Source organism: Chromatiaceae bacterium (assembly GCA_016714645.1).
Taxonomy (GTDB): Bacteria; Pseudomonadota; Gammaproteobacteria; order Chromatiales; family Chromatiaceae; genus M0108.
On the sequence record JADKCI010000005.1, the window covers coordinates 617,246 to 643,279 of the forward strand.

Genomic DNA, 26,034 nt, shown 5'->3' on the forward strand with positions numbered 1-26,034 from the left:
CTTCCCTTTTCGGCCATCTGACGGCATCCTTCACCCTCATTGCCAATTGGAGAAGCCCACCATGGGTCATCGCACCCCCCTTTTCGCGGAACATGAACGCCTGGGCGCCCGCATCGTGCCCTTTGGCGGCTGGGACATGCCGCTGCATTACGGCTCCCAGATCGAGGAGCACCTGGCGGTGCGCGCCCGGGCGGGAATGTTTGATATCAGCCACATGCGGGCCCTCGATATTACCGGGGCCGGGGCGCGGGACTTTTTGCGCAGGCTGCTGGCCAATGACGTGGCGCGGCTCCGGGAGCCCGGCAAGGCCCTCTATAGCTGCATGCTGAACGCGCGCGGTGGCGTCCTGGACGATCTCATCGTCTATTTCCGGGGGCCGGAACGCTACCGATTGGTGGTCAACGCGGGGACCGCGGACCTGGATCTGGCCTGGATACAAACCCAGGCCCAGGGCTGGGAGGTCGCCATCCAGCCCCGGACGGACCTGGCCATGATCGCGGTGCAGGGGCCCGAGGCGCGACGGTTGGCGACCCCGCATCTGCCGCTGGCACTGCAAGGGCCGGCCCTGGCCCTGGCACCCTTTTTCGGGGTCGGCGACCCGGATCAGGACTGGTTCGTCGCCCGCACCGGCTACACCGGCGAGGATGGCTTCGAGATCATGCTGCGGGCGGATTGGGCGGCGGGCCTCTGGCAGGCCCTGGTGGCGGACGGGGTGGTCCCCTCTGGTCTGGGGGCGCGGGATACCCTGCGCCTGGAGGCGGGGATGAATCTCTATGGCCAGGACATGGACGGGGACACCAGTCCCCTGGAGGCCGGGCTCGACTGGACCCTGGCCTGGGAACCCGCCGAGCGCGACTTCATCGGCCGCGCGGCCCTGGAGGCACGGCGGACCGCCGGGGGCTTGAGCCGCTTTGTCGGTCTGCTGCTCACGGGGCGTGGCGTCCTGCGCGCCCATCAAAGGGTACTGGTGGGGGGTCACGAGGCGGGGATCACCACCTCCGGCGGTTACGCCCCCAGCCTGCAACGATCCATCGCCCTGGCCCGCCTAGCACCCGGCATCGCCTTGGACAGTGGCGACCGGTGCGAGGTGGATATCCGTGGCAAGCCGACGGCGGCCAGGCTGGTCAAGCCACCCTTCGTGCGTCAAGGTACCATCCGCATCGACTTGGATTAAAATCGCCGGGTTCGGGACCCTTGGTCCCACATCGACAAGCAACCCTATCAGGAGGAGACCCCCATGAGCCAAGTGCCCAGCGAGCTGAGATATACCAAGGATCACGAATGGGCCCGGGACAATGGCGACGGCACCCTGACCGTCGGCATCACCGACCATGCCCAGGAGGCCCTGGGGGACCTGGTCTTCGTCGAGGTGCCGGAGCCGGGACGCGAGGTTGCCGTGGGCGAGGCCTGCGCCGTGGTCGAATCCGTCAAGGCCGCCTCGGATATCTTCAGTCCATTGGCGGGCACCGTGGCCGAGGTCAATGGCGCCCTGGCCGATACCCCGGAACGCATCAACGAGGACCCCTATGGCGAGGGCTGGATCTTCAAACTCTCCCCGTCCGACGGGTCCGCCTTTGCCGGCCTGCTGGACGCGGACGCCTATGCCCGCCTCCTGGACGACGACTAACCCGAGCGACACCCATGCCGTTCATCCCCCACACCCCCGATCAGGTGGCGGCCATGCTGGCGGTCATCGGCGTCGAGGATATTGATGACCTCTTCGACGAGATTCCCGCGCACCTGCGGGCGGGGGAGCTGAAGGGCATCCCCGCGGCCCTGCCGGAGATGGAGGTCGGTCGCCTGATGGCGGCCCGGGCGCGGGCGGACGGCCAGCCGCTCTGCTTCATCGGCGCCGGCGCCTATGACCACCACATCCCGGCCGTGGTCTGGCAACTGGTCGCGCGAGGTGAACTCTACAGTGCCTACACCCCCTATCAGGCCGAGGCCAGCCAGGGCACCCTGCAGATCCTCTACGAATTCCAGTCCATGATGACGGCCCTGACCGCCCTGGACGTCTCCAACGCCTCCCTGTACGACGGGGCCTCGGCCCTGGCGGAGGCCATCCTGATGGCGGTACGCGCCAATCGGCACGGCAAGGCCCGACGGGTCCTGGTGCCGCGCGGCCTGCACCCGCGCTATCGGGCCGTGGCGCGGGCCATCGTCGGCCAGCAGGACATCGAACTGGTGGAGGTGCCCTTCGACCCCGCCGGCGGCCACCTGACCCTGGAGGCCCTGACGCCCTTCGCCGCGGAACCCTTCGCCGCCCTGGTGGTCCCCCAGCCCAACTTTTTCGGCGTCCTGGAGGAGGTCGATGAACTGACCGACTGGGCCCAGGCCCAGGGCGCCCTGGTCATCGGCGTCGTCAATCCCGTCGCCCTGGCCCTGCTGTCGCCGCCGGGCGACTGGGGACAAAATGGCGCCGATATCGCCTGTGGCGAGGCCCAGCCCCTGGGCATGCCCCTGGCCTCCGGGGGGCCCTATGCCGGTTTCCTCTGCTGCAAGGCGGCCCTGATGCGGCAATTGCCGGGGCGCATCGCGGGCCGCACCCTGGACCTGGAGGGCAAGCCGGGCTTTACCCTCACCCTCCAGGCCCGGGAGCAGCACATCCGCCGCTCCCGCGCCACCTCCAACATCTGCACCAACCAGGGCCTGCTAGTCACCGCCGCGACCATCCACCTGGCCCTGCTGGGGGCGGAGGGGCTGGCGCGGACCGCCGCCGCATGTCATACCAATACCCGGCGGCTGTCCGCCAGCCTGTGCGCGACCCCCGGGGTGGAGCCCATCTTTGATCGGCCCTGCTTTCACGAGCAGGCCCTGCGGCTGCCCGCGCCCGCGGCGGATGTGCTACGCTCCCTCGCCGCGCATAACATCCTGGGTGGCTTCGATCTGGGGACGGATTACCCGGAACTCGGCCCGGCGATCCTGGTCTGTGCCACCGAGTTGCGCGCGGAAGAGGATATCGCGGCCTACGCCACCAAGCTGGCGCGCGTCATCGCCACTCGTACCCAGGCCCGCTGCCCGGTTGAACCCAAATTTTGATCCTTGCCCCTTAATCCCCAGGCAGTCCAAGCCTTCACCCAACCCAGGAGACCCGCAATGGCCCAAACCGCCCTTCAAGGCAACCCCGTCCAGCTCTCCGGCGATCTGCCCGCCGTCGGTTCCAGCGCTCCGGACTTTTCCCTCACTGCTGGCGACCTGAGCGATGTCAGCCTAGCGAGCTACGCCGGCAAGAAGAAGCTGCTCAATATCGTGCCCAGTCTGGACACCGGCGTCTGCGCCGCTTCAACCAAGAAGTTCAACGACATGATGGCCGGCCGCGCCGATGCCGTCGCCCTGGTCATCTCCGCCGACCTGCCCTTTGCCTCCGGCCGCTTCTGTAGCGCCGAGGGCATCACCAACGTCATCAACCTGTCCATGATGCGGTCCCGCAACTTCGCCAAGGACTACGGCGTCCTTATCAACGATGGCCCCCTGGCGGGCATCACGGCCCGCGCCGTGGTCGTCCTGGATGCCAACAACCAGGTCGTCTACACGCAATTGGTGCCCGAGATCACCCAGGAACCAGATTACGACGCGGCCATGGCGGCCCTCGGCTGATCCCTGGCTCGATGACCAGTCCTGGGAGCGAACCCTTTGCCGCGCGGCGGCGAGCGGCGGCGAGCAGCACCGGCCATTGCTCCCAGGGACCCCTGGCCTGCCTTTCGGGGTGAAGGCCAGGTTTCGAGGCTAACTCGGGGCGGCCAGCCCAATTCGGTCGCCCCCCTGCCCTATCCCGGACCCAAGATGCTGATCCAGGAAATCTCCCGCCCCGGCCGGCGCGCCAGCGCCCAGGCCCCCCTGTCCCATGCCGAGGTCGGCGATCTGCCCGCGCATCTGCGTCGCGCCAGCCCTCCCGCCCTGCCGGAGGTCTCCGAACTCCAGGCCGTGCGCCATTACACCCGGCTGTCGCAAAAGAACTTTTCCATCGACACCCATTTCTATCCCCTGGGCTCCTGTACCATGAAGTACAACCCCCGGGCCTGCCATAGCCTGGCCTCCCTGCCCGGCTTCCTGGCGCGTCATCCCCTGGCGCCGGCAACCCACGGCCAGGGCATCCTGGCCTGCCTATACGAGCTGCAGCAACTGCTCGCCGAGGTCACCGGCATGCACGCCGTGTCCCTGGCCCCCGCCGCGGGCGCTCAGGGTGAGTTTGCCGGCGTGGCCATGATCCGCGCCTACCATGAAGCGCGCGGCGACCGGGGCCGCACCGAGATCCTGGTCCCCGACGCCGCTCATGGCACCAACCCCGCCTCCGCCGCCATGTGCGGCTTCCGGGTGCGCGAGATACCCACCGGCGCCGATGGCGACCTCGACCTGGAGGCCCTGCGCGCCGCCCTGGGCCCCCAGACCGCCGGCATCATGCTCACCAACCCGAGCACCATCGGCGTCTTTGATCGCCGTATCGGCGCCGTCGCCGAGGCCGTCCACGAGGCCGGGGGGCTCCTCTATTACGATGGCGCCAACCTCAACGCCATCCTCGGCCAGGTCCGGCCCGGCGACATGGGCTTCGACGTCATCCACATGAATCTGCACAAAACCTTCGCCACCCCCCACGGTGGCGGCGGACCCGGCGCGGGCCCCGTGGGCGTCTCGGCGCGCCTGGAGCCCTTCCTGCCCCTGCCCCTGCTGGCGCGGGAGGGCCAGGACTATCGCTGGCTGGAGGAGGCGGACCGCCCCCAAAGCATTGGCCGCCTCACCGCCTTTGGCGGCAATATCGGCATTCTGCTGCGGGCCTACATCTATGCCCGTCTGGTGGGGCGGGAGGGCATGAAGCGCATCGCCGAGTACGCCAGCCTCAACGCCAACTATCTCTTCAAGCGCCTGGTCGAAGCCGGCTTCGAGCCCGCCTATGGCCGGCGTCGCGCCAGTCATGAGTTTATTCTGACCCTGCGCCGGGAGGCCAAGGCCACGGGCGTCAACGCCATGGACTTCGCCAAGCGCCTGCTGGATTACGGCTTCCACGCCCCCACCACCTATTTCCCCCTGCTCGTCCCCGAGTGCCTCCTCATCGAGCCCACGGAGACCGAGACCCCGGAGGAACTGGACAGCTTCGTGGCGGCCATGACCGCTATCCGCGCGGAGGCCCAGACGGACCCGGAACGGGTCAAGGGCGCGCCCCATAGCCTGCCGGTGCGACGCCTGGACGATGTCCGGGCCGCCCGGGAGCCGGATCTGGCCTGGAAAGGATCTCCGGCCCATGGCTAATCAGCAGGCCAAGGGTTGGCGGCGCCTGGCCAATGCCTGGATTTTCTCCCAGAAGGGCTTCAAGGCCGCCTACCAACACGAGGAGGCCTTTCGGCAAGAGGTCTGGGCCCTGCTGGTGCTCCTGCCCCTGAGTCTCTGGCTGGGGGAGACCCCCGTGGAACGGGCCCTGCTCCTCGGCAGTCTGCTCCTGGTACCCATCGTCGAGTTGTTGAATTCCGCCATCGAGACCAATGTGGATCGGGTCGGCCTGGAGCATCACGAACTCTCCGGCCGCGCCAAGGACATCGCCTCGGCGGCGGTCTTCCTGGTCATCGTCTTCGCCGCCAGTGTCTGGGGCCTGATCCTCATCCCCCGGTGGCTGTGAGGGGCAGGAGTCCCGCAGCGAGGCCACTACAGGGACAAAATCACTGTCCGCTACGCACGAGACGAACCTGGACGGGGTTATTCTTGGCGTAGGTACTGCCGCCGCCATAGACAAAGTTCACGGTCCAGGCAGTGTCGTCAGGCTGAAGCTCATAGGGCGAGGACGACCAGAAGAGACCTATGGGCGTATTCGGGAAGGCCCAGGAGACGATAGTGGGGCTCTGGTAGGTCCCACCACAGAAGGTGTTATTGGCAGTCATACCGATAAGAACTGGGATCCCGTTGGAGCAATAGACCAGGGTCCGCAATTCGGCGATGGTCGGTAGCCGCCACTCGGCGGCCGCAAGAGGCCATAATCCCGTGGCAGAATCCCAGTTATAGGTTCCGGCCGTCCCGTCACAGGTCTGGGTGCTCGCATTCCAGGCCTGGCCGACGCTGCACCGCTGCCACTCATACCCTGTCACCAAATCCTTGATGATCTCGCCGCTGGCCCCTATCGGCAGATAACGGAAGGTCGCCTGATGCGCAGGGGAGACGGTGCTGCTTGGCAGGCTATATCCCCCACGGACTGGCCAGACCCCTTGCGATTCGAGCTTGGCGCGGGGGGTAATACCCGTTCCAAGTTGTGCCGCCATCGCATGGTGCTGCTGTGACCGATCGGTCGAGGCCGACCAATAAGCGTCGGCATCGTTACGCGCGAAAAGGAACTGGGCACTCCATAGCCATTCCTCGGTGGTTGGCAACCGCCAGTCGCCGCTGGCGGACTGATCCGTGAGGCCGCAATCGCCATCCCCCAAACTGGCCGCCGCCTCATTCGCCGCCGCCCAATCCCTGACACCTAAGTTGGCGCAGTCCGGATCCGCCAGCCAAATCAGGCCGGTCAGGGAGTCCGTGAGGGTCCCGTTCCCACAGTCAGCTATTTGGCTGTCGTTACTGAAACAGGGTCCATCGGCCTTAAGCACGACTCCAGCGGGTCCCTCCGGGCCCTGAGGCCCCGTCGCCCCAGCGGCACCCACCGCGCCGGTGTCACCCTTGGCGCCTTGAGCACCCGTTAAGCCCACCGGACCCTGCGGCCCTGTTTCCCCCGTGGCTCCCTCAGGTCCTGCCGGACCTTGCGCACCCGTTGGACCTTGTGCACCGGTAGCCCCGGTGGGACCCGGAGGCCCAACCAAGGAGACGAAAGAGGTTGGCCACCCCAAGGTGGTCTTTGGCCCATAAAGTTGGATGGTCACTTTATCCAGATAAAAATCACCCATGTTGCCAATGGCGGCAGTAGGGGCACCGGAACCACTATGAATCGTATTGCCAATGGTCCCTACCGGCCGCCACCAGGTAGGTTGCTTGTCCGGTTGCTGGTTTTTGTTGGGGGCACTGGTGCTGCTTTTTAACGAGTAGTAAGTAGCTTTGTTGTAAGTGACAACGCTCCCCAAAGGGTAGGTAGTAGTCGCCTTCCATCCGCCGCTATAGTTCATGGTTGCGGCTTGAACTACATTACCAAGGGTCGATGTTAGGAGGAACAATGCAGGGCAAAGGATTTTAAGCATCTTCGTTATCATGATTAAATTTCTCTAACGTGTTCTTGGTCGGAACGGGCCACTCGGGTACTTGACTGAATCTAGCCGCCATCCTCAGCCCGGCCTTTACTCCATAAACTGCCATCAAAGCCCGATAGACATTGACGCGCCCCTAAAGGCCCATCATGCATCCCGAGCCCGGTCCATAGCCTAGACCCCCCTTGCCCCCGACGTCTACATAAGTCGGTCACAGAAAGTCTTTAGTACCTTAGGCCATTGATCCGCCGAAATTTTTGGGCTTGGCTAGTGCTAAGGACTTAATGTGGGTGACTTACCAAATACGACCAAATCCCTATCAATTACGACATTCAGGGCATTTTCATGCTATTTTTCAACAATATGAAAAGTTGAAGTTTTTTCATCCCACACCAAAATAGTTGCTCTAGGTCAACCTGGGTAGTGGGTCCCGCGATCCTTCGTCCTCCCGGTATCCCCCGCCACTTGTAGAGCGAATTACCGATACTTGGCGGGCCGGCTGCTATAGCTTACTGAATCTCATTAGTATTTCAGAACCCATCTGCTCCTGGTAGAGGTCCTGCAAGCACCGCCGACCCAACTGTCAAAGTAACCTATCCCCATTTCCACGGAGGCGCCGGGCGCTTCGGATGTAACCATCGTCCTTCAAGGAGGTAGGAGTCCCACGGCCAGGCCGGGGGGGCCCGGATGAAACACAGCACTGAAAAGATCGGCAAGCCCTACCCGATGCTGGACCCCCGTCAGTACCCCGATAGGCTCAGGCTGAAGGCCCTGTCGCCACCCGGATCAATCCCAGCTCCCGCTTGAGCAGTCGCCTATCTCCGGGAAACGCGAGTCAAATACCATCGGCAGGTCGCGCGTTCACCGTCATGGCCAGTGGTGGCCGGCCTTCCGCTGGCGGTCCTGGCCCCGGGTTCGCCGCTAACCTACGGGGCGCGTTCGCTGCCGAGTCCAGGGGCGCGGTCGGTTGTCGCTCGCGCGATCCTGATTAAAGACAGCAGGGCCTCGTTAACCGCCTCTTCCGACGGAAACGCCGCGACGACTTCAGGTCTCAGCAAGACCAGGTTATGGGATTCCAGATAGGATTGATAATATTTCCCCCGGATGCCAACGCCGAGGTCCTCGCGTTTATATTCCGGTCTCATGTCATCGTCTGTTTGCTTAACCCTCTTCATAGATTTTCCTTTCTCGCTTATTCATCGTGCGCGCGCTGATGACTCGGGTGATACCGCCCTCTTCCGTATGCGATACGATCACCCACTTTTCTGTTCTCGTGAGGCCAAAGGTAAGAAAACGTCTTTCCCCCGTGGAGTGGTCCGGGTCATCGAAGCTGAGGGCCATCGGATCACCAAAAACGGTGGCCGCCTCTTGAAAGGAGACGCCATGTTTGCGTAGATTCGCGGCGGCCTTGTTGGGGTCCCAATCAAGCTTCACTATCGGTTTCCGGTCACTCGGTCACCTTCCCCACCGTGGGGAAGCTAGGGGTATCCAGCAGGAGCCCCATGACTCGAACAGCCGCAGTTCCGCCTCGGGCAAGGGAGCATCGAAATCCTGGGGCACCACGAATTCCCCGGCGCACAGGCCAAAGGGGCGGAGCCCCGGCGCCAGCTGCTGGCGCTGACTCAGGAATTGCGCAAAATCCAGCACCTCGGCCCGACTAGCCGGCGGCAACCGGCGGAGGGTAGCAACAATCTGCTCTTCGATAGGCAAGGAGGCGGCGGTGAACATACCAGGGGCTCGCGCAGCGGTAGCTGATGCAATGCTTAAATAGTAGCAGGCTGGCCCTCCCCCCTCACGCCACCCCCTGATAATAGACATTCTGCGGATGCCTCGCCTCCGCGAAGAAGGACCAGCGTTCCAGCAGCAGCCCCAGATACTGCACCCCAAAGGCCACCAGCGGCAGCCCGCGCGACGCCGTCAGGTGCCCCACCACCAGCAGCCCCACCGGCAGCGGAAACACCAGCAGCAGAAACAGCCACCGCACCCCGCGCCGGGTCGCCGGCGAGGCCCCATGAAAAAACTCCCGGGTGTTGAAGCTGCCCGCCGTGGCGCCCTGGGCGATCTGGACGATGGCGCTATGGCGCACGCCGATGGCGGTCGGCAGGCTGCTCTTGGGCTTGATGCGCCCCAGGCGGCGCAGGCTGGCAACCCGCGTCACCAGCCCCAGCAGGGTGGCAATCACCGCCCAGAAGCCGAAGAAGCTGACCAGGCCATTGCCCAGCCAGGCGGCGTAGGCGGCAGCGAGCAGGAAGCCCGACGCCAGCCCCAGCAGGGTGAAGTTGAGCACCGTCAGGGGGCTGTGCCACTCGGGCAGAAAGCGCACGCTGGCGTAGATCATGGCGGTGGCCCCGTAGAGGGCGAAGGTCGCCAGGGTACCGAGCAGGCCCACCACCAGGGTAGCGTCCACCGGCAGGATGCCGGCCAGGGTGAACCAGGGCCGGGCGGTCAGGTCGAGGGCGTGGGTCAGGCCATAGAGGGCCACCAGGCCCATCACCGCCGGCAGCAGGATCACCTCCCGCGACAGCCAGGAGCTGCGCCAGCGGGTGGCGGTGCGCCAGGCCCGCTCCGGCCGGCCGAGGTGGAAGAAGGAGGCCACCAGCCCGGCGACCAGCAGCCCCAGGGCCAGGACGCTGCCATCGACGTAGAAGCCCGCCCCCTGGGCCGGCAGCAGTTGGGCCAGGGCATAGAGCTGGCCGGTGTAGAGGGCCAGGAACAGCCCCTGGCCGGCGCCGATGAGGGTGGTGAGGAAGAGGACGGACAGGGCGGGATGCATGGGCGAATTCCTCGGGCGGGGGGACGGAGCGGCGGCGGACCAGGGCGGCCGGGGCTACCAGGCCACGTCGTCCACGGCCTCCTCCCCGGTGTAACGGGTCAGATCCTCGCGGCGCAGGGGATTATCGACGCGCTTGAGTTCGTCGGGGTCGATGTGCAGCCGCGCCTTGCGCCGGGGCAGATAATGATTGGCTGGCTGAGTGCCCCACTCCGGCATCAGCACATAGCCACCGCGCTCGCGGATGGCGATGGCCGCCGCCGAGTCGGGGTCGTGGACATCGCCGAACAGGCGGGCGCTGGTGGGACAGGCCAGGACGCAGGCCGGCTGGCGCTCGCGCTCCGGCAGGGTCAGGTCCAGGATGCGGTCGATACAGAGGGTGCACTTCTTCATCACCCGTTCCCGCTCGTCGTACTCCCGCGCTCCGTAGGGGCAGGACCAGGAGCAGTACTTGCAGCCAATGCACTTGTCGTAATCGACCAGCACCACGCCGTTGTCCGGGCGCTTGTAGGAGGCCCCGGTGGGACAGACCGGCACGCAGGGCGGCTCCTCGCAGTGCAGGCAGCTCTTGGGGAAGTGCAGGGTCTCGGTGGCCGGGAAGCGGCCGATCTCGAAGGTCTGCACCCGGTTGAAGAAGGTCCCGGTGGGACCGGCGCCGTAGGGGTTGTGGTCCGCCAGGGGTCCGGCCCAGCCGGAGGTGTTCCACTGCTTGCAGGAGGTGACGCAGGCATGGCAGCCGACGCAGACATTGAGGTCGATGACCAGGGCGAGCTGGGTCATGGGCAAGACTCCGGGACGACGGCGAACAGAACAGAGCGGCGCCGGTTGCGGCGCGGGGCGGTCATGGCGGCACCCTAGCGGCGGCCGCGGCGCCCGGCGACGTAGGCCAGCCAGCGCCCGGGGGACCGACCCTGGCCGGGCACCCGGCGCTGGGGGGCGAACTGAGGCAGGGTCGCGGCCGGCTCGCCGGGCTCGGCCTTGCGCACCCGCACCCGCACGTCGAACCAGGCCGCCTGGCCGGTCACCGGGTCGGCGTTGGACAGGTGGTCGCCGGCGCTGGTGGCGGGCAATTCCTCGCTGATGAGGTGATTGAGCAGAAAGCCCCGGCGCGACTCGTCGGCGTCCGGGGCCAGCCCCCAGGCGCCCGCCGCCTTGCCGATGGCGTTCCAGGTCCAGACCGTGCCCGGCTCCACCGCCTCGGAGAAGCGGCACTGGCAGCGCACCGCGCCCTGGGGGGACTCGACCCAGATCCAGTCGCCGTCGCCAAAGCCGTTGGCAATGCCAACCTGGGGGTTGACGAAGAGGACGTTGTGGCCGTGGATCTGGCGCAGCCAGGCGTTCTGGCTGTCCCAGGAGTGATACATGGCCATGGGCCGCTGGGTGAGGGCGTTGAGGGGATAGCGCTGGGTATCCACCAGGCCGGCCTCCAGGGGCTCGTAATAGAAGGGCAGCGGGTCGCAGTAGGTGGCGACGCGGGCGGCCAGGCGCGCCGGGGGCTGGCGGCCGGGACCCTTGCCCTGGGCGGCGAGGCGGAAGCGTTGCAGCACCTCGGAGTAGAGGTTGAGGCCGATGGGGTCGGCGTAGCGGATCAGGCCATGGGCGCGCGCCCAGTGCAGATAGCCCTTGTTCCAGTTGCGCATGTACTGGTAGGACTTGGGCAGCTCGTGGTGATATACGCAGTGGTGCTGGGCGTACATCTCCCACTGGCGGGGGTTGGGCTCGCCCTTGAGGAACTTCTCGCCGCCCTGGCCGCGCCAGCCGGACAGGAAGCCGATGCCGGAGCCGGGGGAGGTCTCGTAGTTGATGATGAAGTCGGGATAGTCGCGGAAACGCCGGGCGCCGCTCGGGGTGACGAAGGCCGGCAGCTTCAGCCGGGTGCCCAGTTCGATGAGCACCTCCTGGAAGGGCCGGCACTCGCCCTTGGGCGGCACCACCGGGATGCGCACCGCATCGACCGGGCCGTCGAACTCGGAGATGGGCCGGTCGAGCAGGGAGAAGACGTCGTGACGCTCTAGGTAGCTGGTGTCCGGCAGCACCAGGTCGGCGAAGGCGACGGTCTCGGAGGCGAAGGTGTCGCACACCACCAGGAAGGGGATCTTGTAGTTGCCCTCCCCGTCCTTGTCGGCCAGCATCTGGCGCACCCCCACCGTGTTCATGCTGGAGTTCCAGGCCATGTTGGCCATGAACAGGAGCAGGGTGTCGAGGGGATAGGGGTCGCCGCGCCAGGCGTTGGTGATGACGTTGTGCATCAGGCCATGCACCGCCAGGGGGTGCTCCCAGGAGAAGGCCTTGTCGATGCGCAGCGGCTCGCCGGCGGCGTCGACGAACAGGTCCTCGGGCCGGGCCGGCCAGCCCAGGGGCATGCCGTCCAGGGGGCTGTCGGGCTGGACGCACTCCGGACCCTTGGGCGGCTTGGGACAGGGCGGGATAGGGCGCGGATAGGGGGCGCGGTGCCGAAAGCCGCCGGGCCGGTCGATGGTGCCCAGGATGGTCATGAGAATGCCCAGGGCGCGGATGGTGTGGAAGCCGTTGGAGTGGGCGGCCAGGCCGCGCATGGCGTGAAAGGCCACCGGATTGCCGGTCACGGTGGCGTGCTCGTTGTCCCAGCAGTCGGTCCAGGGGATGGGCAGCTCGATCTGCTGGTCGCGGGCGGTGACGCCCATCTCGTGGGCCAGGCGGCGGATGGTGGCGGCGGGAATGCCGGTGATGCCAGCGGCCCACTCGGGAGTGTAGTCGGCGACCCGCTCCATCAGCAGTTGGAAGGCGGGCTTGACCGGGGTGCCGTCCTCCAGTTGGTAGCTGCCCAGCAGGCGCGGCTCGGCCCCGGGAGTATGAGTGCCGACGGCGCCGATGGCGGGGTCCCACCACAGCTTGTTCTCGGGGTCGAAACAGCCCTCTTCGTAGCGCATCTCGAAGCGCTGGAAGAGGCCGTGATCGTCGCGGCTGGGGTCGTCGATGACCAGCTCCGCGGCGTTGGTGTACTGGATGAGAAAGTCGCGGTCGTAAAGGCCGAGCTTGAGGATCTCGTGGATGATGGCCAGCAGCAGGGCGCCGTCGGTACCAGGCTTGATGGGGACCCACTCGTCGGCCACCGCCGAGTAGCCGGTGCGGATGGGGTTGATGGAAATGAACTTGCCGCCCTTGCGCTTGAAGTTGCCAATAGCGATCTTGAGGGGGTTGGAGTGGTGGTCCTCGGCGGTGCCGATCATGACGAACAGCTTGGCGCGGTCGAGGTCGGGGCCGCCAAACTCCCAGAAGGAACCGCCGATGGTGTAGATAAGCCCCGCCGCCAGGTTGACGGAACAGAAGCCGCCGTGGGCGGCGTAGTTGGGGGTGCCGAACTGCTTGGCGAACAGGCCGGTGAGGGCCTGCATCTGGTCGCGACCGGTAAAAAGGGCGAATTGCTTGGGGTCGGTGGCGCGCAGGTGGGCCAGGCGCTCGGTGAGGAGGGTGAAGGCCTCCTCCCAGGAGATGGGCTCGAAGTCGGCGGCGCCGCGCATGGCGCCGGGGCGGCGGCGCAGGGGCTGGGTGAGGCGTGCCGGGGAATACTGCTTCATGATCCCCGAGGAACCCTTGGCGCAGATGACGCCCTGGTTGAGGGGGTGGTCGGGGTTGCCTTCGATGTAACGCACCTCGCCGTCGCGCAGCTGGACGCGGATGCCGCAGCGGCAGGCGCACATGTAACAGGTGGTCTCCTTGACCTCGGCGCGGCCAATGGCGCGATCGGGAATAGGTTCCTGCATGGCGAGACCTGTGTCGGCGGGGGGCGGGGGGAATAGGATCGATTCTAATATTATCGATTGCTGATAAGCAATCCGAACCCCGCGAGGAGTAGATGGCTCACAAGCCTTTACTGATCGAGATCAATGTCGGCGGGGTGCCCTTTTCCGCGACCGGACAGGACTCCCTGCGGTCCGGGGCGGGGCGGCAACCCTGTTTGAGGACTCGGCCGCCCGATTACTGCTCCTCGAAGAGGCTGGGATCGCCCTTGCCCAGCCTGGTCACTAGAGCCACATCCCCACTCAAATCGACCAGGGTGGTAGGCTCCAGACCGCAAAAGCCGCCATCGATGATGAGGTCCACCTGATGGCCCAGCAGGTCGCGCATTTCGTAGGGATCGGTGAGGGGCTGGTCATCGCCGGGGAGCATGAGAGTGGTACTCAGGATGGGCTGGTCCAGGGCACCCAGGAGTTCCCGGCAGATCACGTTGTCCGGCACCCGGATGCCGATAGTCTTGCGCCGGGGGTGCATGAGGCGCCGCGGTACCTGCTTAGTGCCCTCGAAGATGAAGGTATAGGCCCCTGGGGTCATGCTTTTGAGCAGGCGGAAGGCCTGATTATCGATCTTGGCGTAGGTGGTGATCTCGGAGAGGTCACGGCAGACCAGGGTGAAATTGTGCTTGTCATCCAGATGGCGGATGCGGCGGATCCGCTCCATGGCGTCCTTCTCGCCAATCTGGCAACCCAGGGCATAGGAAGAGTCCGTGGGGTAAATGATGACACCGCCTTCCAGCAGGATATCCACCGCCCGGCGGATGAGCCGCGGCTGGGGATTATCGGGATGGATGTCGAAGAATTGGGCCATGGACGGATTGCTCCTGGGTCTCCTTGGGTAGGCCGGTCACCAATCCGCCCAGATGGGCGCGCAGCTGGGCGGCAGATTGGGCAGGCGGCCTAGCTCCATATAGGGGTGCTCGGGTCCGTGATAATCACTGCCAGCGGAGGCGAGCAAGGAAAAATCGCGCGCCCGTTGGGCATAGAGACAAGCCTCGTCCCGGCTATGACTTCCGGAAATCACCTCGATGCCGACCCCCCCCAACTCGCGGAACTCGCCGATCAAGTGGCGCATCTTGAAGCCCGTGAGACTGTAACGCGCCGGGTGGGCGATGACGGCCTGGCCACCCGCCTCCCGAATCCAGCCCAGAGCCTCCTCCAGGGAGGCCCAATCGCCTGTCACATGGCCAGGCTTGCCCTTGACCAGGTAGCGCTTGAAGACCTCGCGCACCGTGGCGGCGTAACCCTGCTGGACCAGGAAGCGGGCAAAATGGGTGCGACCCACAAAACGCTCATCGGCCGCCAGGGCCAGGGCACCCGCATAGGCCCCCTCGATGCCCTTGGCGGCCAGGCGCAGGCCGATTTCCTTGGCCCGCCAGTTGCGATATTCGCGCACCCCGAGCAGGCCGGCATTCAGTGCGGGAGTCGAGGGGTCCAGCCCCAGTCCCAGTATATGGATCGTGCGCCCGCTCCAGGTAACCGAGATCTCGACGCCGGGGATCAGGTTCAAACCCCGTTTGGCGGCGGCGGCCTGGGCCTCGGCGATACCATTGAGTGTATCGTGATCGGTCAGTGCCAGCACCTGGATGCCTACCTGGGCCGCACGGGCCACCAACTCCGTTGGCGTCAGGGTGCCATCGGAGGCGGTGGAGTGGGTGTGGAGGTCATAAGGGCTGCCCATGTCCGAATGTTACTCTAATTTTCAGCTACTCCGCGATGCGCTTGGACGCCCCCCGAATGCCATGCCTGAAGACTCAAGCCCCTACGGCTGGTAAACTATTCGCGAGATCATCACCTCAAGGAAGATTCCGAGCAGGGATATCGGGGATTTTTTCGTTAGACCCAGGAACCAAGGGATATCCTCTCCTATCGAAGAAGAGCTTGATAGATCCGACTCGCCCCAGGGACTGCCACCAGGACGGCCGCCGTCGCGAACCCACCCCCACGGGTACCCAAACAATAGCCAAAACATGAAATTACTGATCGACTTCTTCCCTATCCTACTTTTCTTCATCGCCTACAAGCTGGCGGGCATCTATGTCGCCACGGGCGTGGCCATCGCCGCCGCCGCCCTCCAGGTTGGCTGGGCCTGGTGGCGACACCGCAAGGTCGAAAAGATGCATCTTGCGACCCTGGCCCTACTGGTAGTCTTTGGCGGCATGACCCTGGCCTTGCACGACCCCATCTTCGTCATGTGGAAACCGACCCTAGTCAACTGGCTGTTCGCTGCGGTCTTCCTTGGCAGCCACTTCATCGGGGGCAAGACGGTGATCGAGCGCATGATGTCTCACGCCATTGAGCTGTCGGCGGCGATCTGGCCCCGCCTGAACCTGCTCTGGGTGATCTTCTTCTTCCTCTCCGGCGCGGCTAACCTCTATGTGGTCTATGACTACAGCGGGTTTTACGTCGCCCAGCAGGCCCTGATGGCCGCCGCCGGCTTGACGGACATCAACCTGGCCACCTGCGGACCAGTTCCAGTTCCAGGGCAGCCTGCTGGCCCAGTGTCAGGACGCCCAGGCGCGGGAAGACACCTGGGTTAACTTCAAACTCTTTGGCATGTTGGGCATGACAGTCGCCTTTGTCATTGCCCAGGGCTTCTACCTGGCACGCCATATCCGTCAACCAGCGGAAGTCCCCGAGGCCTGATCCCATGCTCTACGCCATTATCGCCACCGATAAGCCCGGCAGCCTGCCGGCCCGCCTGACCGCTCGCCCGGCCCACCTGGAGCGGCTGCATGCCCTCCAGGACCAGGGCCGCCTGATCCTGGCCGGGCCCCACCCCGCCATCGACTGCGCAGACCCCGGCGAGGCCGGCTTCAGCGGGTCTCTGATCGTTGCTGAATTTTCCGACCTTGAAACTGCCCAAGCCTGGGCGGCGGACGACCCCTATGCCCTGGCGGGCATTTATGGGGCGGTCCAGGTCAAACCCTTCCGTAAGGTATTCCCGACCTGAATCGGATTTAGTCACCCTTCATCATCACCTCCAGGAGTTAGAAAAATCGCATGAACAAGCGCCTGCTGCACATTGCCTGCCTGTCCGCCCTGCTGACCACCCAAGTCTTTGCCGCCGAAGAGGTCAAGGTGCCCGCTGCCCCCGCCCAAGAGGCCGCCGCGGCCCAGGCCGAGCCGCCCAGTGACACCACCATCGCCACCGTCAACGGCCAGCAATTCTCCCTCGGCCTCTTCCGCCTCTTCTATGCCGAGCGCCTGCGCGCGTCCAAGGCCGAAAACACCCCCGAGTTCCAGAACCTGGCCTTCAACGAATTCGTGAATATCATCGTCACGGCCCAGGATGCCAAGACCCGGGGCCTGGAGAACAATCCCGAGTTGGGCTATGCCCTGGAACTGCAAAAGATGCAGCTCCTGTCCCGCCTGGTCCTCGAACAGACCGCCTCGACCATTCACCCCTCCGATACGGACATCAAGAAGATCTACGACGAGCAGGTCGCCAAGATGGATCGCCTGGAATACAAGGCGCGTCATATCCTGGTGAAGGAAGAGGATGAGGCCAAGAAGGTCATCAAGGAACTGGACGGCGGCAAAAAATTCGAGGAGCTGGCCAAGGCCCATTCCGATGGTCCCACCGGCAAGAATGGCGGCGATCTGGGCTGGTTTGACGCCAACCAGATGGTGCCGGCCTTCTCTGAAGTGATCGTCACCATGAAGCCCGGCGCCTATACCAAGACGCCGGTCCAGACCCAGTTCGGCTGGCACGTCATCCTACTGGAAGAGACCCGCAAGATGGAGCCCCCGACCCTGGAGAGCGTCAAGCCCGAGATCGTCGCCGCCCTCCAGCGCGAAGGCCTGACCAAGTACATTGGCGAACTGCAGGAAAAGGCTAAGGTTGACCTCAACCCCGAACTCATCAAGCAAACGCCGGTAGAGGCTCAGCCCGAGGCACAGCCAAAAGCCAAATAAGGGGCCTTGAAGTCCTGAACGGCCACTCAGGGCGCCCGCGGGCGCCCTCCTTTTTTTAGCGGTCGCCTGAACTCAGTCCTTGGACCCGAGGATGTAATCAAAACGGCGGAGCGAGAAGAGGGTAATGATGACGCCGAGGAGGAACCAGTCCGGCCCCACCAGCCAGAGGACGAAGGGAATGGTCAGCAAGAAGATCCGGCTGCCACGATTGTAGTGCCCAGCGGCGCTATTGAGGGTCTCGGCGATTTCGTCCTCGGCCACCCCGGTAAAGATGGTCGCGGGCAGATTGATGAGAAACCCCGTCTGATTATAGAAGCGCAGGGCGATGACGAAGCGCAGGAAGGCGCTGAAAAAGAGGGTCGCCAGGATCAGGAGCTTGGTCCGGGCCAGGTCCCCGCCCATGGGAAGAAAGCTGACGGCATTGGATAGATTGGCCATATTGAGCCCCTGGAAAGAGGCGGCGACCAAACCGAGCCCGATCATGATGGTGGTGGAGGCAAAGACCGAGGCCGTCATCACCCAATTGCGCAAGGTCTGGATAGCCAGGATATCGCCATTCTTGGCCCGCACCGCCTCGACCCAGGCCCGGCGCAACCGGTCCGCCCGGCCACGGCTGGTGCGCTCCGGGTGCCGGCGGTACACCCAACCCAGACGCTGATGGTAGGCCAATAACAGCAACATCCCCAACAGGTCGGCGACCAGATACCAGCTAGAGGAGAGAAACAGTTCGGAGGAAAATTCAAAGGCCATGAAGAGTTGGAGCAATGGTGCAGGACATTGGCGAATAAGTATAACGAACAGCGGGGCCATGAGGTGGGTCGCGACAGCCGTTATGCCGCGATATGCAAATAACGATGGGAATAAGGAGACGGCAGCATGTCGTGCGAGGTAACACCCTTGAATCCCGGCATCTGGCGCCTGTCCGTGGCGCCGATGCTGGACTGGACCGATCGCCGCTGTCGGTTCTTCCTCCGTTTGATCAGCCGCCACGTCCGCCTCTACTCGGAGATGGTGACCACCGGCGCCCTCGTCCATGGGGATTGCCACCGCCATCTGGACTTCGATCCCGTCGAGCATCCGGTGGCCCTGCAACTGGGGGGCAGCAATCCAAAAGAGTTGGCGGCCTGCGCGCGGCTGGGGGAGGACTGGGGCTATGACGAAATCAACCTGAATATCGGCTGTCCCTCCGACCGGGTCCAGAACGGGCGTTTTGGGGCCTGCCTGATGGCGGAGCCGGCCCTGGTAGCGGACTGCGTGGCGGCCATGAAGGCGGCGGTGCGGGTGCCCGTAACGGTCAAGACCCGGCTCGGCATCGATGACCGGGACAGTTACCCGGAACTGCACGCCTTCACGGCGGCCCTGGTAGCGGCCGGGGTCGATGCCCTCATCGTCCATGCCCGCAAGGCCTGGCTCAAGGGTCTCAGCCCCAAGGAAAATCGCGAAGTTCCCCCCTTGCGGTATGACTGGGTGCAACAGCTCAAGGCGGATTTCCCAAGCCTGCCCATGATCATCAATGGCGGCATCCGCGACCTGGACCAGGCCCGGGGCTTACTGGACCCGATCGATGGGGTCATGATCGGGCGCGGCGTTTATCAGAACCCCTGGTTGCTGGCAACCGCGGACCGGGACCTCTTCGGCGATCACCACCCCATCCCGGATCGCCACCAGGTATTGGAGGCCTTCATGCCCTATGTGGAGCGCGAAATGCGGTTGGGGGTCCCGCTCCAGGCCATGACGCGCCATATCCTCGACCTCTTCCAAGGCAAGCCCGGCGCCAAACACTGGCGACGGACCCTGAGCGAAAACGTCCATCTCCCGGGCGCCAACCCGGACTTATTGCGCAGGGCGATGCCGCCTTGGCGAGAGACCCTGGCCAGCGAGCCGCCCGCCCGCGGCGCCTCGGCTTGACCCCCGGCGGTCTCATGGTCGCCGGTATCTTTCTGATTCTCGCCTGAAGCGCGCTACAATTCGGGTCAGCCAGCGGGTGACGACCTGCCCCGCGCCCCTCTTCATCCCTACCAATCCGATGTCGCCAACACGATGAAAGCGATGATCCTGGCCGCCGGCCGCGGCGAGCGCATGCGCCCCCTCACGGACTGGGTGCCCAAACCCTTATTGGAAGCCGGCGGCAAACCGCTGATCCTTCACCATATCGAACGGCTGGCCGCCGCCGGTTATCGCGAGCTGGTCATCAATCTTGGCCATTTGGGGGAACAGCTCACCACTGCCCTGGGCGATGGCGCCCGCTGGGGCGTCCACATCCAGTATTCCCCCGAGGTACCGGCCCTGGAGACGGGTGGCGGCATCTTTCGCGCCCTACCCTATCTGGGCCCCCGCCCCTTTCTGGTCGTCAATGGCGACGTTTGGACCGATATGGATTTCGCGCGCCCGCGACTGGAAACCGGCAAGCTCGCGCATCTGGTGCTGGTGGACAACCCAGCCCACCACCCTCTGGGTGACTTCGCCCTCGCCGACGGCCTGGTCCAGGTTCAGGGCGACCCCCGCCTGACCTTCAGCGGCATCGGCCTTTATCACCCCGACCTCTTTCGGGACTGCCAACCGGGTGCCTTCCCCCTGGCGCCCCTGCTGCGCACCGCCATGGCTCGCTCACTCGTGACGGGCGAGCATCATGCCGGCATCTGGCTCGACATCGGCACCCCGGAGCGGTTGATGGCCCTGGATGCCGGCGTGAGAAATCACTGGCGACCATGAGTCAAGAAATCGGGACGGCTCATTTCACCCCCGCCGACCTGATGGAGTTTAGGGCGCGCCTGCGGGCGGAGACGGAGCTGCTGGCGACCTGGATAGCCGAGGGCGTCCTGGCCTCCGGACCCAAGACGGGGGGCTATGAGCTGGAAGGCTGGCTGGTGGGTCCGGACCTACGGCCACGGCCCTGCGCCGGGGAGCTATTGGCGCGCCTCGGCGACCCCCAGGTCATTCACGAAGTGGCCACCTTCAACCTGGAGATCAATGGCCAGCCCCAAGCGCTCCTGGGCCGGTCCCTCAGCCAGATGGCCGCGGAATTGGCGACCACCTGGGCGGGGGCCCAGGCCGTCGGCACTGCCCTGGGGGCGCGCCTGGTGATGATCGGCATCCTCCCGACCCTGCGCGAGGCGGATCTGGTCATGGCCAACATGACGCCCTCCAACCGCTTCCCCATTCTCAATGCCCAGATCATCGCCCAGCATCAGGGCCAGCCACTGCAACTCCAGATCCAGGGCCAGGACCGCCTGGCGATAACCCGCCATGACGTCATGGCCACGGCCACCACGACCTCCTTTCAAATCCACCTCAAGGTTTCGCCCGCGGAGTCCGCGCGGGCCTATAATCTGTCCAGGATCATCTCCGCCCCCCTGGTGGCGGTGAGCGCCAATTCACCCTATCTCTTCGGCCTGGACCTCTGGCGCGAGACCCGGATCCCGGTTTATGAGCAGACCACCTCGGTGACCTGGTCAAGCCGATCGGACCGCACCTCTTTCGGCACTCGTTATGCCGAAGGCTCGATGCTGGAGTGCTTTCAGGCCAACCTGCGTGACTTTCCCGTTTACCTGCCCGAACTCCTTGATGAACCGGTCGAAAGCCTGGCGCATCTGCGGCTGCACAATGGCTCTATCTGGCGCTGGAATCGCCCCGTGGTGGGTTTCGACCCGGACGGCACCCCCCATCTGCGCATCGAGCACCGGCCCCTATCGGCGGGCCCGACCATCCTGGATGTCGTCGCCAACGCCGCCCTCTATTTCGGCGTCATCCAGTCCCTGCTCCAGGAGCCCCAACCCCCGGAAAGGTCCCTGCCCTGCCGGGTGGCCCGCGCCAACTTCTATCGTGCCGCGCAACAGGGCCTCAAGGCCCGGCTCCAGTGGTTGGGTGGCCGCGTCGCCACGGCCCGTGAGATTATCGCCCGCGACCTGCTGCCACGGGCGCGCTGGGGCCTTCGACATCTTGGGTTCGACCCCGAGGAAATAGCCCTCTGGCTCGGCATCCTGGAGGGCCGGGTACGTACCGGCCAGACGGGGGCGGAGTGGCAACGGGCCTACATCGCCCGCCATGGACCGGATATGACCGCCCTCACGGGCGCCTATCTGGAGCGCCAGCAAAGCGGCCTACCCGTCCACGACTGGACCCTGTAGCTTGTTCAATTCAATCGGCGTTATGCCCCATCATGCTTACAGAACGTTATGAACTGCCGGAAGGCCTCCTGGACCAGGACAGCCGCGGTCTGGAGGCCTACCTGGGGGGGCCAACCCTCATCCATCTCCCGGGGAAGCGCCAGCCGGCCCTCTTTATATCGGTCTTGCTGCATGGTAACGAAACCAGCGGCTGGGATGCCCTCCGCGCCCTTTTGCGCCAGCGCCTGGAGCGGTGGGGCGAGCCGCGGCTGCCCCGTGCCCTGAGCCTCTTCATCGGCAATGTCACGGCCGCCGCCCAGGGGCTACGCCACCTGCCCCATCAGCCGGACTACAACCGGGTCTGGCCGGGCAGTGACCTGGACCCCACCCCGGAGCACGGCCTCATGCAACGGGTGGTGGACAGCCTGCGCGACCGGGGCCTCTTTGCCAGCATCGACCTCCACAACACCACCGGCATCAACCCCCACTACGGCTGCGTCACCCAGCTTGACGCTCGCTCCCTGCACCTGGCCGCCCTCTTCAGCCGGACCCTGATTTACATACTCCACACCAAAGGCGTCCAGGCCACCGCCCTGGGCGCCCTCTGCCCAGCGGTAACCCTAGAGTGCGGCAAGGTGGGTGACAAACACGGGGTAAGCCACGCCCGGGAATACATCGATGCCTGCCTGCACCTCTCCGACCTACCCGGGCACCCGGTCGTCCCCCAGGACATCGACCTCTACCACACCGTCGCCCAGGTCCAGGTGCGGGATGACCACAGCTTCACCTATGGGCCAGGGCAAGCCGATCTCATCCTGGCGCCGGATCTGGAAGGCTTGAACTTTTGCGAACTCGCCCCCGGCACGAGCTTTGGCCGGGTGATGACCCAGGGCCGGGAGGTTCCCCTCCGGGTGCGCGATGCCGGGGGGGGCGATGTGACGGCGCGCTATTTCCATATCGAGGACGGCGAATTACGCCTATCCCGGGCGACCATGCCCACCATGCTCACCCGGGACGAAACCATTATCCGCCAGGATTGCCTCTGCTACCTGATGGCACCCTATCACGACCTGGTACCGCACCCCCGGAGGTTATCCCAATGAAAACTTGGTCACTGGATCCGATTCCCGTCGATGAGTGGGCGACGTTAGATAGCATTTTCCGGGAGCGGGTCCGGCGCTCACCCCTGCGCGACGCCTACCGCTGGTTCGATCGCGCCCTGGACGGCTGGCGGCAAATGACCTGGGCCGAGATGGGGCACGAGGTGGCGCGGTGGCGACAGGCCCTCGGGGGCGAGGGGCTGCAGCCCGGCGATCGCGTCGCCCTGCAATTGCGCAACTGCCCTGAATGGGTAATTTTTGACCAGGCCGCCCTGTCCCTGGGCCTGGTCACGGTGCCCCTCTACACCGACGACCGGGCCGACAACGCCGCCGAGATCCTGCGGGACGCCGGCGTCAAACTCCTGCTCATGCAGGATGCCAACCGCTGGAAGCGACTGGCGCCCATGATCGGCACCGCCAGGACACCGGGGCGAGTCTTGCTGCTGGATGGCAGCGAGGAGTCGCGGCGACTCGCGGCGGAGAACCCGCGCCTCGCCAGCGTTCCCGACTGGCTGCCCGGGAGCGGCCCTGACGGGCCATGGCGTCCCGCGGACCCCCAGGGCCTGGCCAGTATCGTTTATACCTCCGGAACCACGGGGCGGTCCAAGGGGGTCATGCTGAGCCACCGCAATATCCTCAGCAATGCCCAGGCCATTCTCGCCCTGGTCAAGGTCTATGAGGAAGACGTCTTCCTGTCCTTCCTCCCCCTGTCGCACATGCTGGAGCGCACCGGCAGCTATATTCTGCCGATGATAGCGGGGAGTACCGTAGCCTATGCCCGCTCGGTGTCACAGTTGGGCGAGGACATGCAGACCATCGCCCCCAGCGTCATCATTGCCGTGCCCCGGGTGTTCGAACGGGTTCATGCCCGTATCGGCGCTCAGCTAAGCCACCGCCCGGCCCTCATTAGACGCCTGTTTGCCTTGACCGTCGCGGCGGGTTGGCGTGATTTCGAGCACCGGCAGGGGCGCGGCCACTGGCACCCCCTGCTCCTGCTGTGGCCACTGCTGAGGCGCGTCTTCAGCCAGCCCGTGCTCGACAAGTTCGGGGGGCGGATGCGCGCCGCGGTCAGTGGTGGCGCCCCCCTGCCCTTCGAGGTCGCCCACCTCCTCGTCGGGCTGGGCCTCCCGCTTATCCAGGGTTATGGACTCACGGAGACGAGCCCGGTCATTGCCGTAAACCCACTCGAAAACAATTATCTGGATAGTGTCGGCGTGCCTCTGCCGGGCATGGAGGTCCGGCTGGGCGCCGACAGCGAACTGCAGGTCAGGGGTCCCGGCGTCATGCTGGGCTACTGGAATAACCCCGAGGCCACCGCCGCGGTGCTGGACGCCGATGGCTGGCTGCACACCGGGGATCAGGCCCGCATCGCCGGCCAGCACCTTTATATCACCGGTCGCATTAAGGACATTATGGTGCTGTCCAATGGCGAGAAGGTGTCGCCGGCGGACATGGAAATGGCGATCGGGCTGGACCCCCTCTTTGAACAGGTCATGATCGTCGGCGAGGGCCACCCCTTCCTGGCCGCCTTGCTCGTCCTGGATGCGCAGGCCTGGCCGCTCCTCGCCCGGGAGTTTGGCCTGGATCCGGACTCCAGGGACAGCCTGGCCAACCCCCTGCTGCACAAGGCCATGCTCAAACGCGTGCGGGACGCCCTCGGCGACTTTCCCAGCTATGCCAAGATCCGCCGCGTCCTGCTCCTGCTCGATCCCTGGACCATCGATAACGGGCTCATGACACCGACCCTGAAATTCAGGCGCAACCGGGTGATCGAACAGTATCGTGCGGAAATTTTGCGCCTTTATGAGTCCGGGACTTGAACTCAGAAGGTCAGAGGTAAAGCTCCCTGGACCAGCTTGAACTGAAGTTGCCCCCTGGCCAATAGATATACCCAACACACCCGGGTTTTCGGTGTTCCGGGCCGGGTAGTGTCTGGCGGGGGACGCCGTGAATACGTCCCTGTAGGCTTGACGACAGCATCCCTGCTGTCGACACCCCCGCCAGCCCCCACCCGGCCCTCCGCGATAGGCCGGGGAGTCTCAACGTGGCCCAGTTCTGGGACAGTCGGGCGGCCGACCTCAAAGCCCAGGCCGGCGGTTCCATCGCCAACCCGGGCGAAATGGCGGCTTCCCACACCCTGACTATCGACGTGCTGCAATCGATTCCCGCCTATGTCACTGAATTCAAGCAGGTCTTCGGCACTGACAAGATCACCATCGACGAGGTCACCCAGGCCATCGCCGAGTTCGAGAAGACCCTGGTCACCCCCAACTCGCGGTTCGACCGCTGGCTGCTGGGCGAGAAGGACGCCCTGACCGCCAGCGAGGCCGAAGGCTATAAACTCTTCAAGAACAGCGGCTGCGTCGCGTGCCACAATGGCGAGGCCGTGGGCGGCAACTCCTTCCAGAAGATGGGTGTCGTGGAGCCCTACCAGACCCAAAGCACCGCCGAGGGCATGGCCGGGGTGACGGGTAAGGATGCCGACCGCTTCAAGTTCAAGGTACCGACCCTGCGCAATGTCGAGATGACCTATCCCTACTTCCATGACGGCGCGGCCCAGACCCTGACCGAAGCGGTGGACATCATGGGCCGACTGCAACTGGGCAAGAAGTTCACAACCGAGGAGAACGCCAAGATCGTCGCCTTCCTCAAAACCCTGACCGGCGATCAGCCGGCGTTCCTGATGCCGATCCTGCCACCGTCCACCGACAAGACCCCGCCGCCCAAGCCCTTCGGCTAGACCCTGGCGGACCTAGGGTCGCCACCGGAACCCGACCGATGCGTCGGTCGGGTTTACCAGCCTGGCGGGGACCCACACACAGTCTGTATGAGGTAAGAACGAATGAAAGCCTTGTTGATCAACCCCGAGACCCAATCCATCGAGGCGGTGGACAACGAGAGCCGTGCAGACATCGCCGGGGTGATTGGCTTCGACACCATCGAGTCCGATGCCATCGGAACCGCCGGGGACCGATTGTATTTCGACGAGGAGTGTTTTCTGCGCGGGGCCAGCGGTCGCTTTCAGGTCGACAAGCTGATCCCTATCTCGGGCAAGACCCTGGTCACCGGCACGGCCGATGACGGCGCCACACTCAGCGACGCGGTGACTGACATCGAGAGCCTGCGTAGCCGCACCCGTTATCTTTGACCGATCGGCAATATGGGCGGTGCGCCGAACCGCGACCCAGTCGCCAGCCGCGGCCGCCGCGA

Annotated in this window: 23 protein-coding genes and 2 pseudogenes; 16 read left to right on the forward strand and 9 right to left on the reverse strand. The window is 65.1% G+C overall.

What is annotated here, in order from left to right; translation table 11 throughout:
• Positions 1-61: 61 nt before the first annotated feature.
• The 6 genes from gcvT to IPN92_19410 all read left to right on the forward strand — a co-directional run bounded on the left by gcvT (position 62) and on the right by IPN92_19410 (position 5,608).
• Positions 62-1,174 (forward strand): glycine cleavage system aminomethyltransferase GcvT, encoded by a 1,113-nt coding sequence (gcvT, locus tag IPN92_19385; GenBank protein ID MBK8640338.1) that lies wholly within the window; start codon positions 62-64, stop codon positions 1,172-1,174.
• Between the two features lie 63 nt (positions 1,175-1,237).
• Entirely contained in the window at positions 1,238-1,627 is a 390-nt protein-coding gene (gene gcvH, locus IPN92_19390; protein ID MBK8640339.1) for a glycine cleavage system protein GcvH, read from the forward strand.
• A gap of 14 nt (positions 1,628-1,641) precedes the next feature.
• Positions 1,642-3,039 (forward strand): aminomethyl-transferring glycine dehydrogenase subunit GcvPA, encoded by a 1,398-nt coding sequence (gene gcvPA, locus IPN92_19395; GenBank protein MBK8640340.1) that lies wholly within the window; start codon positions 1,642-1,644, stop codon positions 3,037-3,039.
• A gap of 57 nt (positions 3,040-3,096) precedes the next feature.
• Positions 3,097-3,597, forward strand: a complete 501-nt coding sequence (gene tpx / locus IPN92_19400) for a thiol peroxidase (protein MBK8640341.1) — start codon at positions 3,097-3,099, stop codon at positions 3,595-3,597.
• A gap of 186 nt (positions 3,598-3,783) precedes the next feature.
• Entirely contained in the window at positions 3,784-5,244 is a 1,461-nt protein-coding gene (gene gcvPB, locus IPN92_19405; protein ID MBK8640342.1) for an aminomethyl-transferring glycine dehydrogenase subunit GcvPB, read from the forward strand.
• Entirely contained in the window at positions 5,237-5,608 is a 372-nt protein-coding gene (locus IPN92_19410) for a diacylglycerol kinase (GenBank protein MBK8640343.1), read from the forward strand. The genes gcvPB and IPN92_19410 overlap by 8 nt, the downstream gene beginning before the upstream one ends.
• Before the next feature lie 40 nt (positions 5,609-5,648).
• Here the strand turns inward: IPN92_19410 and IPN92_19415 are convergent, their stop codons facing one another.
• From IPN92_19415 to IPN92_19450, 8 genes are all read right to left on the reverse strand, one after another.
• Positions 5,649-7,163, reverse strand: coding sequence for a DUF1566 domain-containing protein (locus tag IPN92_19415; protein MBK8640344.1), 1,515 nt, complete (start codon positions 7,161-7,163; stop codon positions 5,649-5,651).
• 1,155 nt (positions 7,164-8,318) lie between these two features.
• Positions 8,319-8,591: a BrnT family toxin gene (locus IPN92_19420; protein ID MBK8640345.1), complete on the reverse strand. Its 273-nt coding sequence runs from the start codon at positions 8,589-8,591 to the stop codon at positions 8,319-8,321.
• A gap of 21 nt (positions 8,592-8,612) precedes the next feature.
• On the reverse strand, positions 8,613-8,885 hold the full coding sequence (locus tag IPN92_19425; GenBank protein ID MBK8640346.1) for a DUF2281 domain-containing protein: 273 nt from the start codon (positions 8,883-8,885) through the stop codon (positions 8,613-8,615).
• A gap of 64 nt (positions 8,886-8,949) precedes the next feature.
• Positions 8,950-9,930 (reverse strand): dimethyl sulfoxide reductase anchor subunit, encoded by a 981-nt coding sequence (locus IPN92_19430; protein ID MBK8640347.1) that lies wholly within the window; start codon positions 9,928-9,930, stop codon positions 8,950-8,952.
• A gap of 54 nt (positions 9,931-9,984) precedes the next feature.
• Complete coding sequence (locus IPN92_19435; GenBank protein ID MBK8640348.1) at positions 9,985-10,707, reverse strand: 4Fe-4S dicluster domain-containing protein; 723 nt, start codon at positions 10,705-10,707, stop codon at positions 9,985-9,987.
• A 74-nt stretch (positions 10,708-10,781) separates the two neighbouring features.
• Complete coding sequence (soeA, locus tag IPN92_19440) at positions 10,782-13,670, reverse strand: sulfite dehydrogenase subunit SoeA (protein ID MBK8640349.1); 2,889 nt, start codon at positions 13,668-13,670, stop codon at positions 10,782-10,784.
• 214 nt (positions 13,671-13,884) lie between these two features.
• Positions 13,885-14,511: a threonylcarbamoyl-AMP synthase gene (locus IPN92_19445; protein MBK8640350.1), complete on the reverse strand. Its 627-nt coding sequence runs from the start codon at positions 14,509-14,511 to the stop codon at positions 13,885-13,887.
• Positions 14,512-14,547: 36 nt separating this feature from the next.
• Positions 14,548-15,381: a PHP domain-containing protein gene (locus IPN92_19450; protein ID MBK8640351.1), complete on the reverse strand. Its 834-nt coding sequence runs from the start codon at positions 15,379-15,381 to the stop codon at positions 14,548-14,550.
• 289 nt (positions 15,382-15,670) lie between these two features.
• Between IPN92_19450 and IPN92_19455 the strand changes: the two are divergent.
• From IPN92_19455 to IPN92_19465, 3 genes and pseudogenes are all read left to right on the forward strand, one after another.
• Positions 15,671-16,346 (forward strand): annotated as a pseudogene (locus IPN92_19455) (septation protein A).
• 4 nt (positions 16,347-16,350) lie between these two features.
• Entirely contained in the window at positions 16,351-16,653 is a 303-nt protein-coding gene (locus IPN92_19460; protein MBK8640352.1) for a YciI family protein, read from the forward strand.
• Positions 16,654-16,703: 50 nt separating this feature from the next.
• Positions 16,704-17,618, forward strand: coding sequence for a peptidylprolyl isomerase (locus IPN92_19465; GenBank protein ID MBK8640353.1), 915 nt, complete (start codon positions 16,704-16,706; stop codon positions 17,616-17,618).
• Between the two features lie 72 nt (positions 17,619-17,690).
• Here IPN92_19465 and IPN92_19470 read toward each other — a convergent pair whose 3' ends face one another.
• Complete coding sequence (locus IPN92_19470) at positions 17,691-18,368, reverse strand: DUF599 domain-containing protein (GenBank protein MBK8640354.1); 678 nt, start codon at positions 18,366-18,368, stop codon at positions 17,691-17,693.
• Positions 18,369-18,494: 126 nt separating this feature from the next.
• Between IPN92_19470 and dusA the strand changes: the two genes are divergently transcribed.
• The 7 genes and pseudogenes from dusA to IPN92_19505 all read left to right on the forward strand — a co-directional run bounded on the left by dusA (position 18,495) and on the right by IPN92_19505 (position 25,972).
• Positions 18,495-19,526, forward strand: coding sequence for a tRNA dihydrouridine(20/20a) synthase DusA (gene dusA / locus IPN92_19475; protein MBK8640355.1), 1,032 nt, complete (start codon positions 18,495-18,497; stop codon positions 19,524-19,526).
• Positions 19,527-19,658: 132 nt separating this feature from the next.
• Positions 19,659-20,330 (forward strand): nucleotidyltransferase family protein, encoded by a 672-nt coding sequence (locus IPN92_19480; protein MBK8640356.1) that lies wholly within the window; start codon positions 19,659-19,661, stop codon positions 20,328-20,330.
• Positions 20,327-21,745 (forward strand): glutamate--cysteine ligase, encoded by a 1,419-nt coding sequence (locus tag IPN92_19485; GenBank protein MBK8640357.1) that lies wholly within the window; start codon positions 20,327-20,329, stop codon positions 21,743-21,745. The genes IPN92_19480 and IPN92_19485 overlap by 4 nt, the downstream gene beginning before the upstream one ends.
• A 32-nt stretch (positions 21,746-21,777) precedes the next feature.
• Positions 21,778-22,827, forward strand: a complete 1,050-nt coding sequence (locus IPN92_19490; GenBank protein ID MBK8640358.1) for a succinylglutamate desuccinylase/aspartoacylase family protein — start codon at positions 21,778-21,780, stop codon at positions 22,825-22,827.
• Positions 22,824-24,644: an AMP-binding protein gene (locus IPN92_19495; protein ID MBK8640359.1), complete on the forward strand. Its 1,821-nt coding sequence runs from the start codon at positions 22,824-22,826 to the stop codon at positions 24,642-24,644. Before IPN92_19490 ends, IPN92_19495 begins: the two co-directional genes overlap by 4 nt.
• Before the next feature lie 215 nt (positions 24,645-24,859).
• Positions 24,860-25,564 (forward strand): annotated as a pseudogene (locus IPN92_19500) (c-type cytochrome).
• A 102-nt stretch (positions 25,565-25,666) separates the two neighbouring features.
• A complete protein-coding gene (locus IPN92_19505; protein ID MBK8640360.1) occupies positions 25,667-25,972 on the forward strand; it encodes a hypothetical protein in 306 nt (101 codons plus the stop codon).
• The last annotated feature ends 62 nt before the right edge of the window (positions 25,973-26,034 follow it).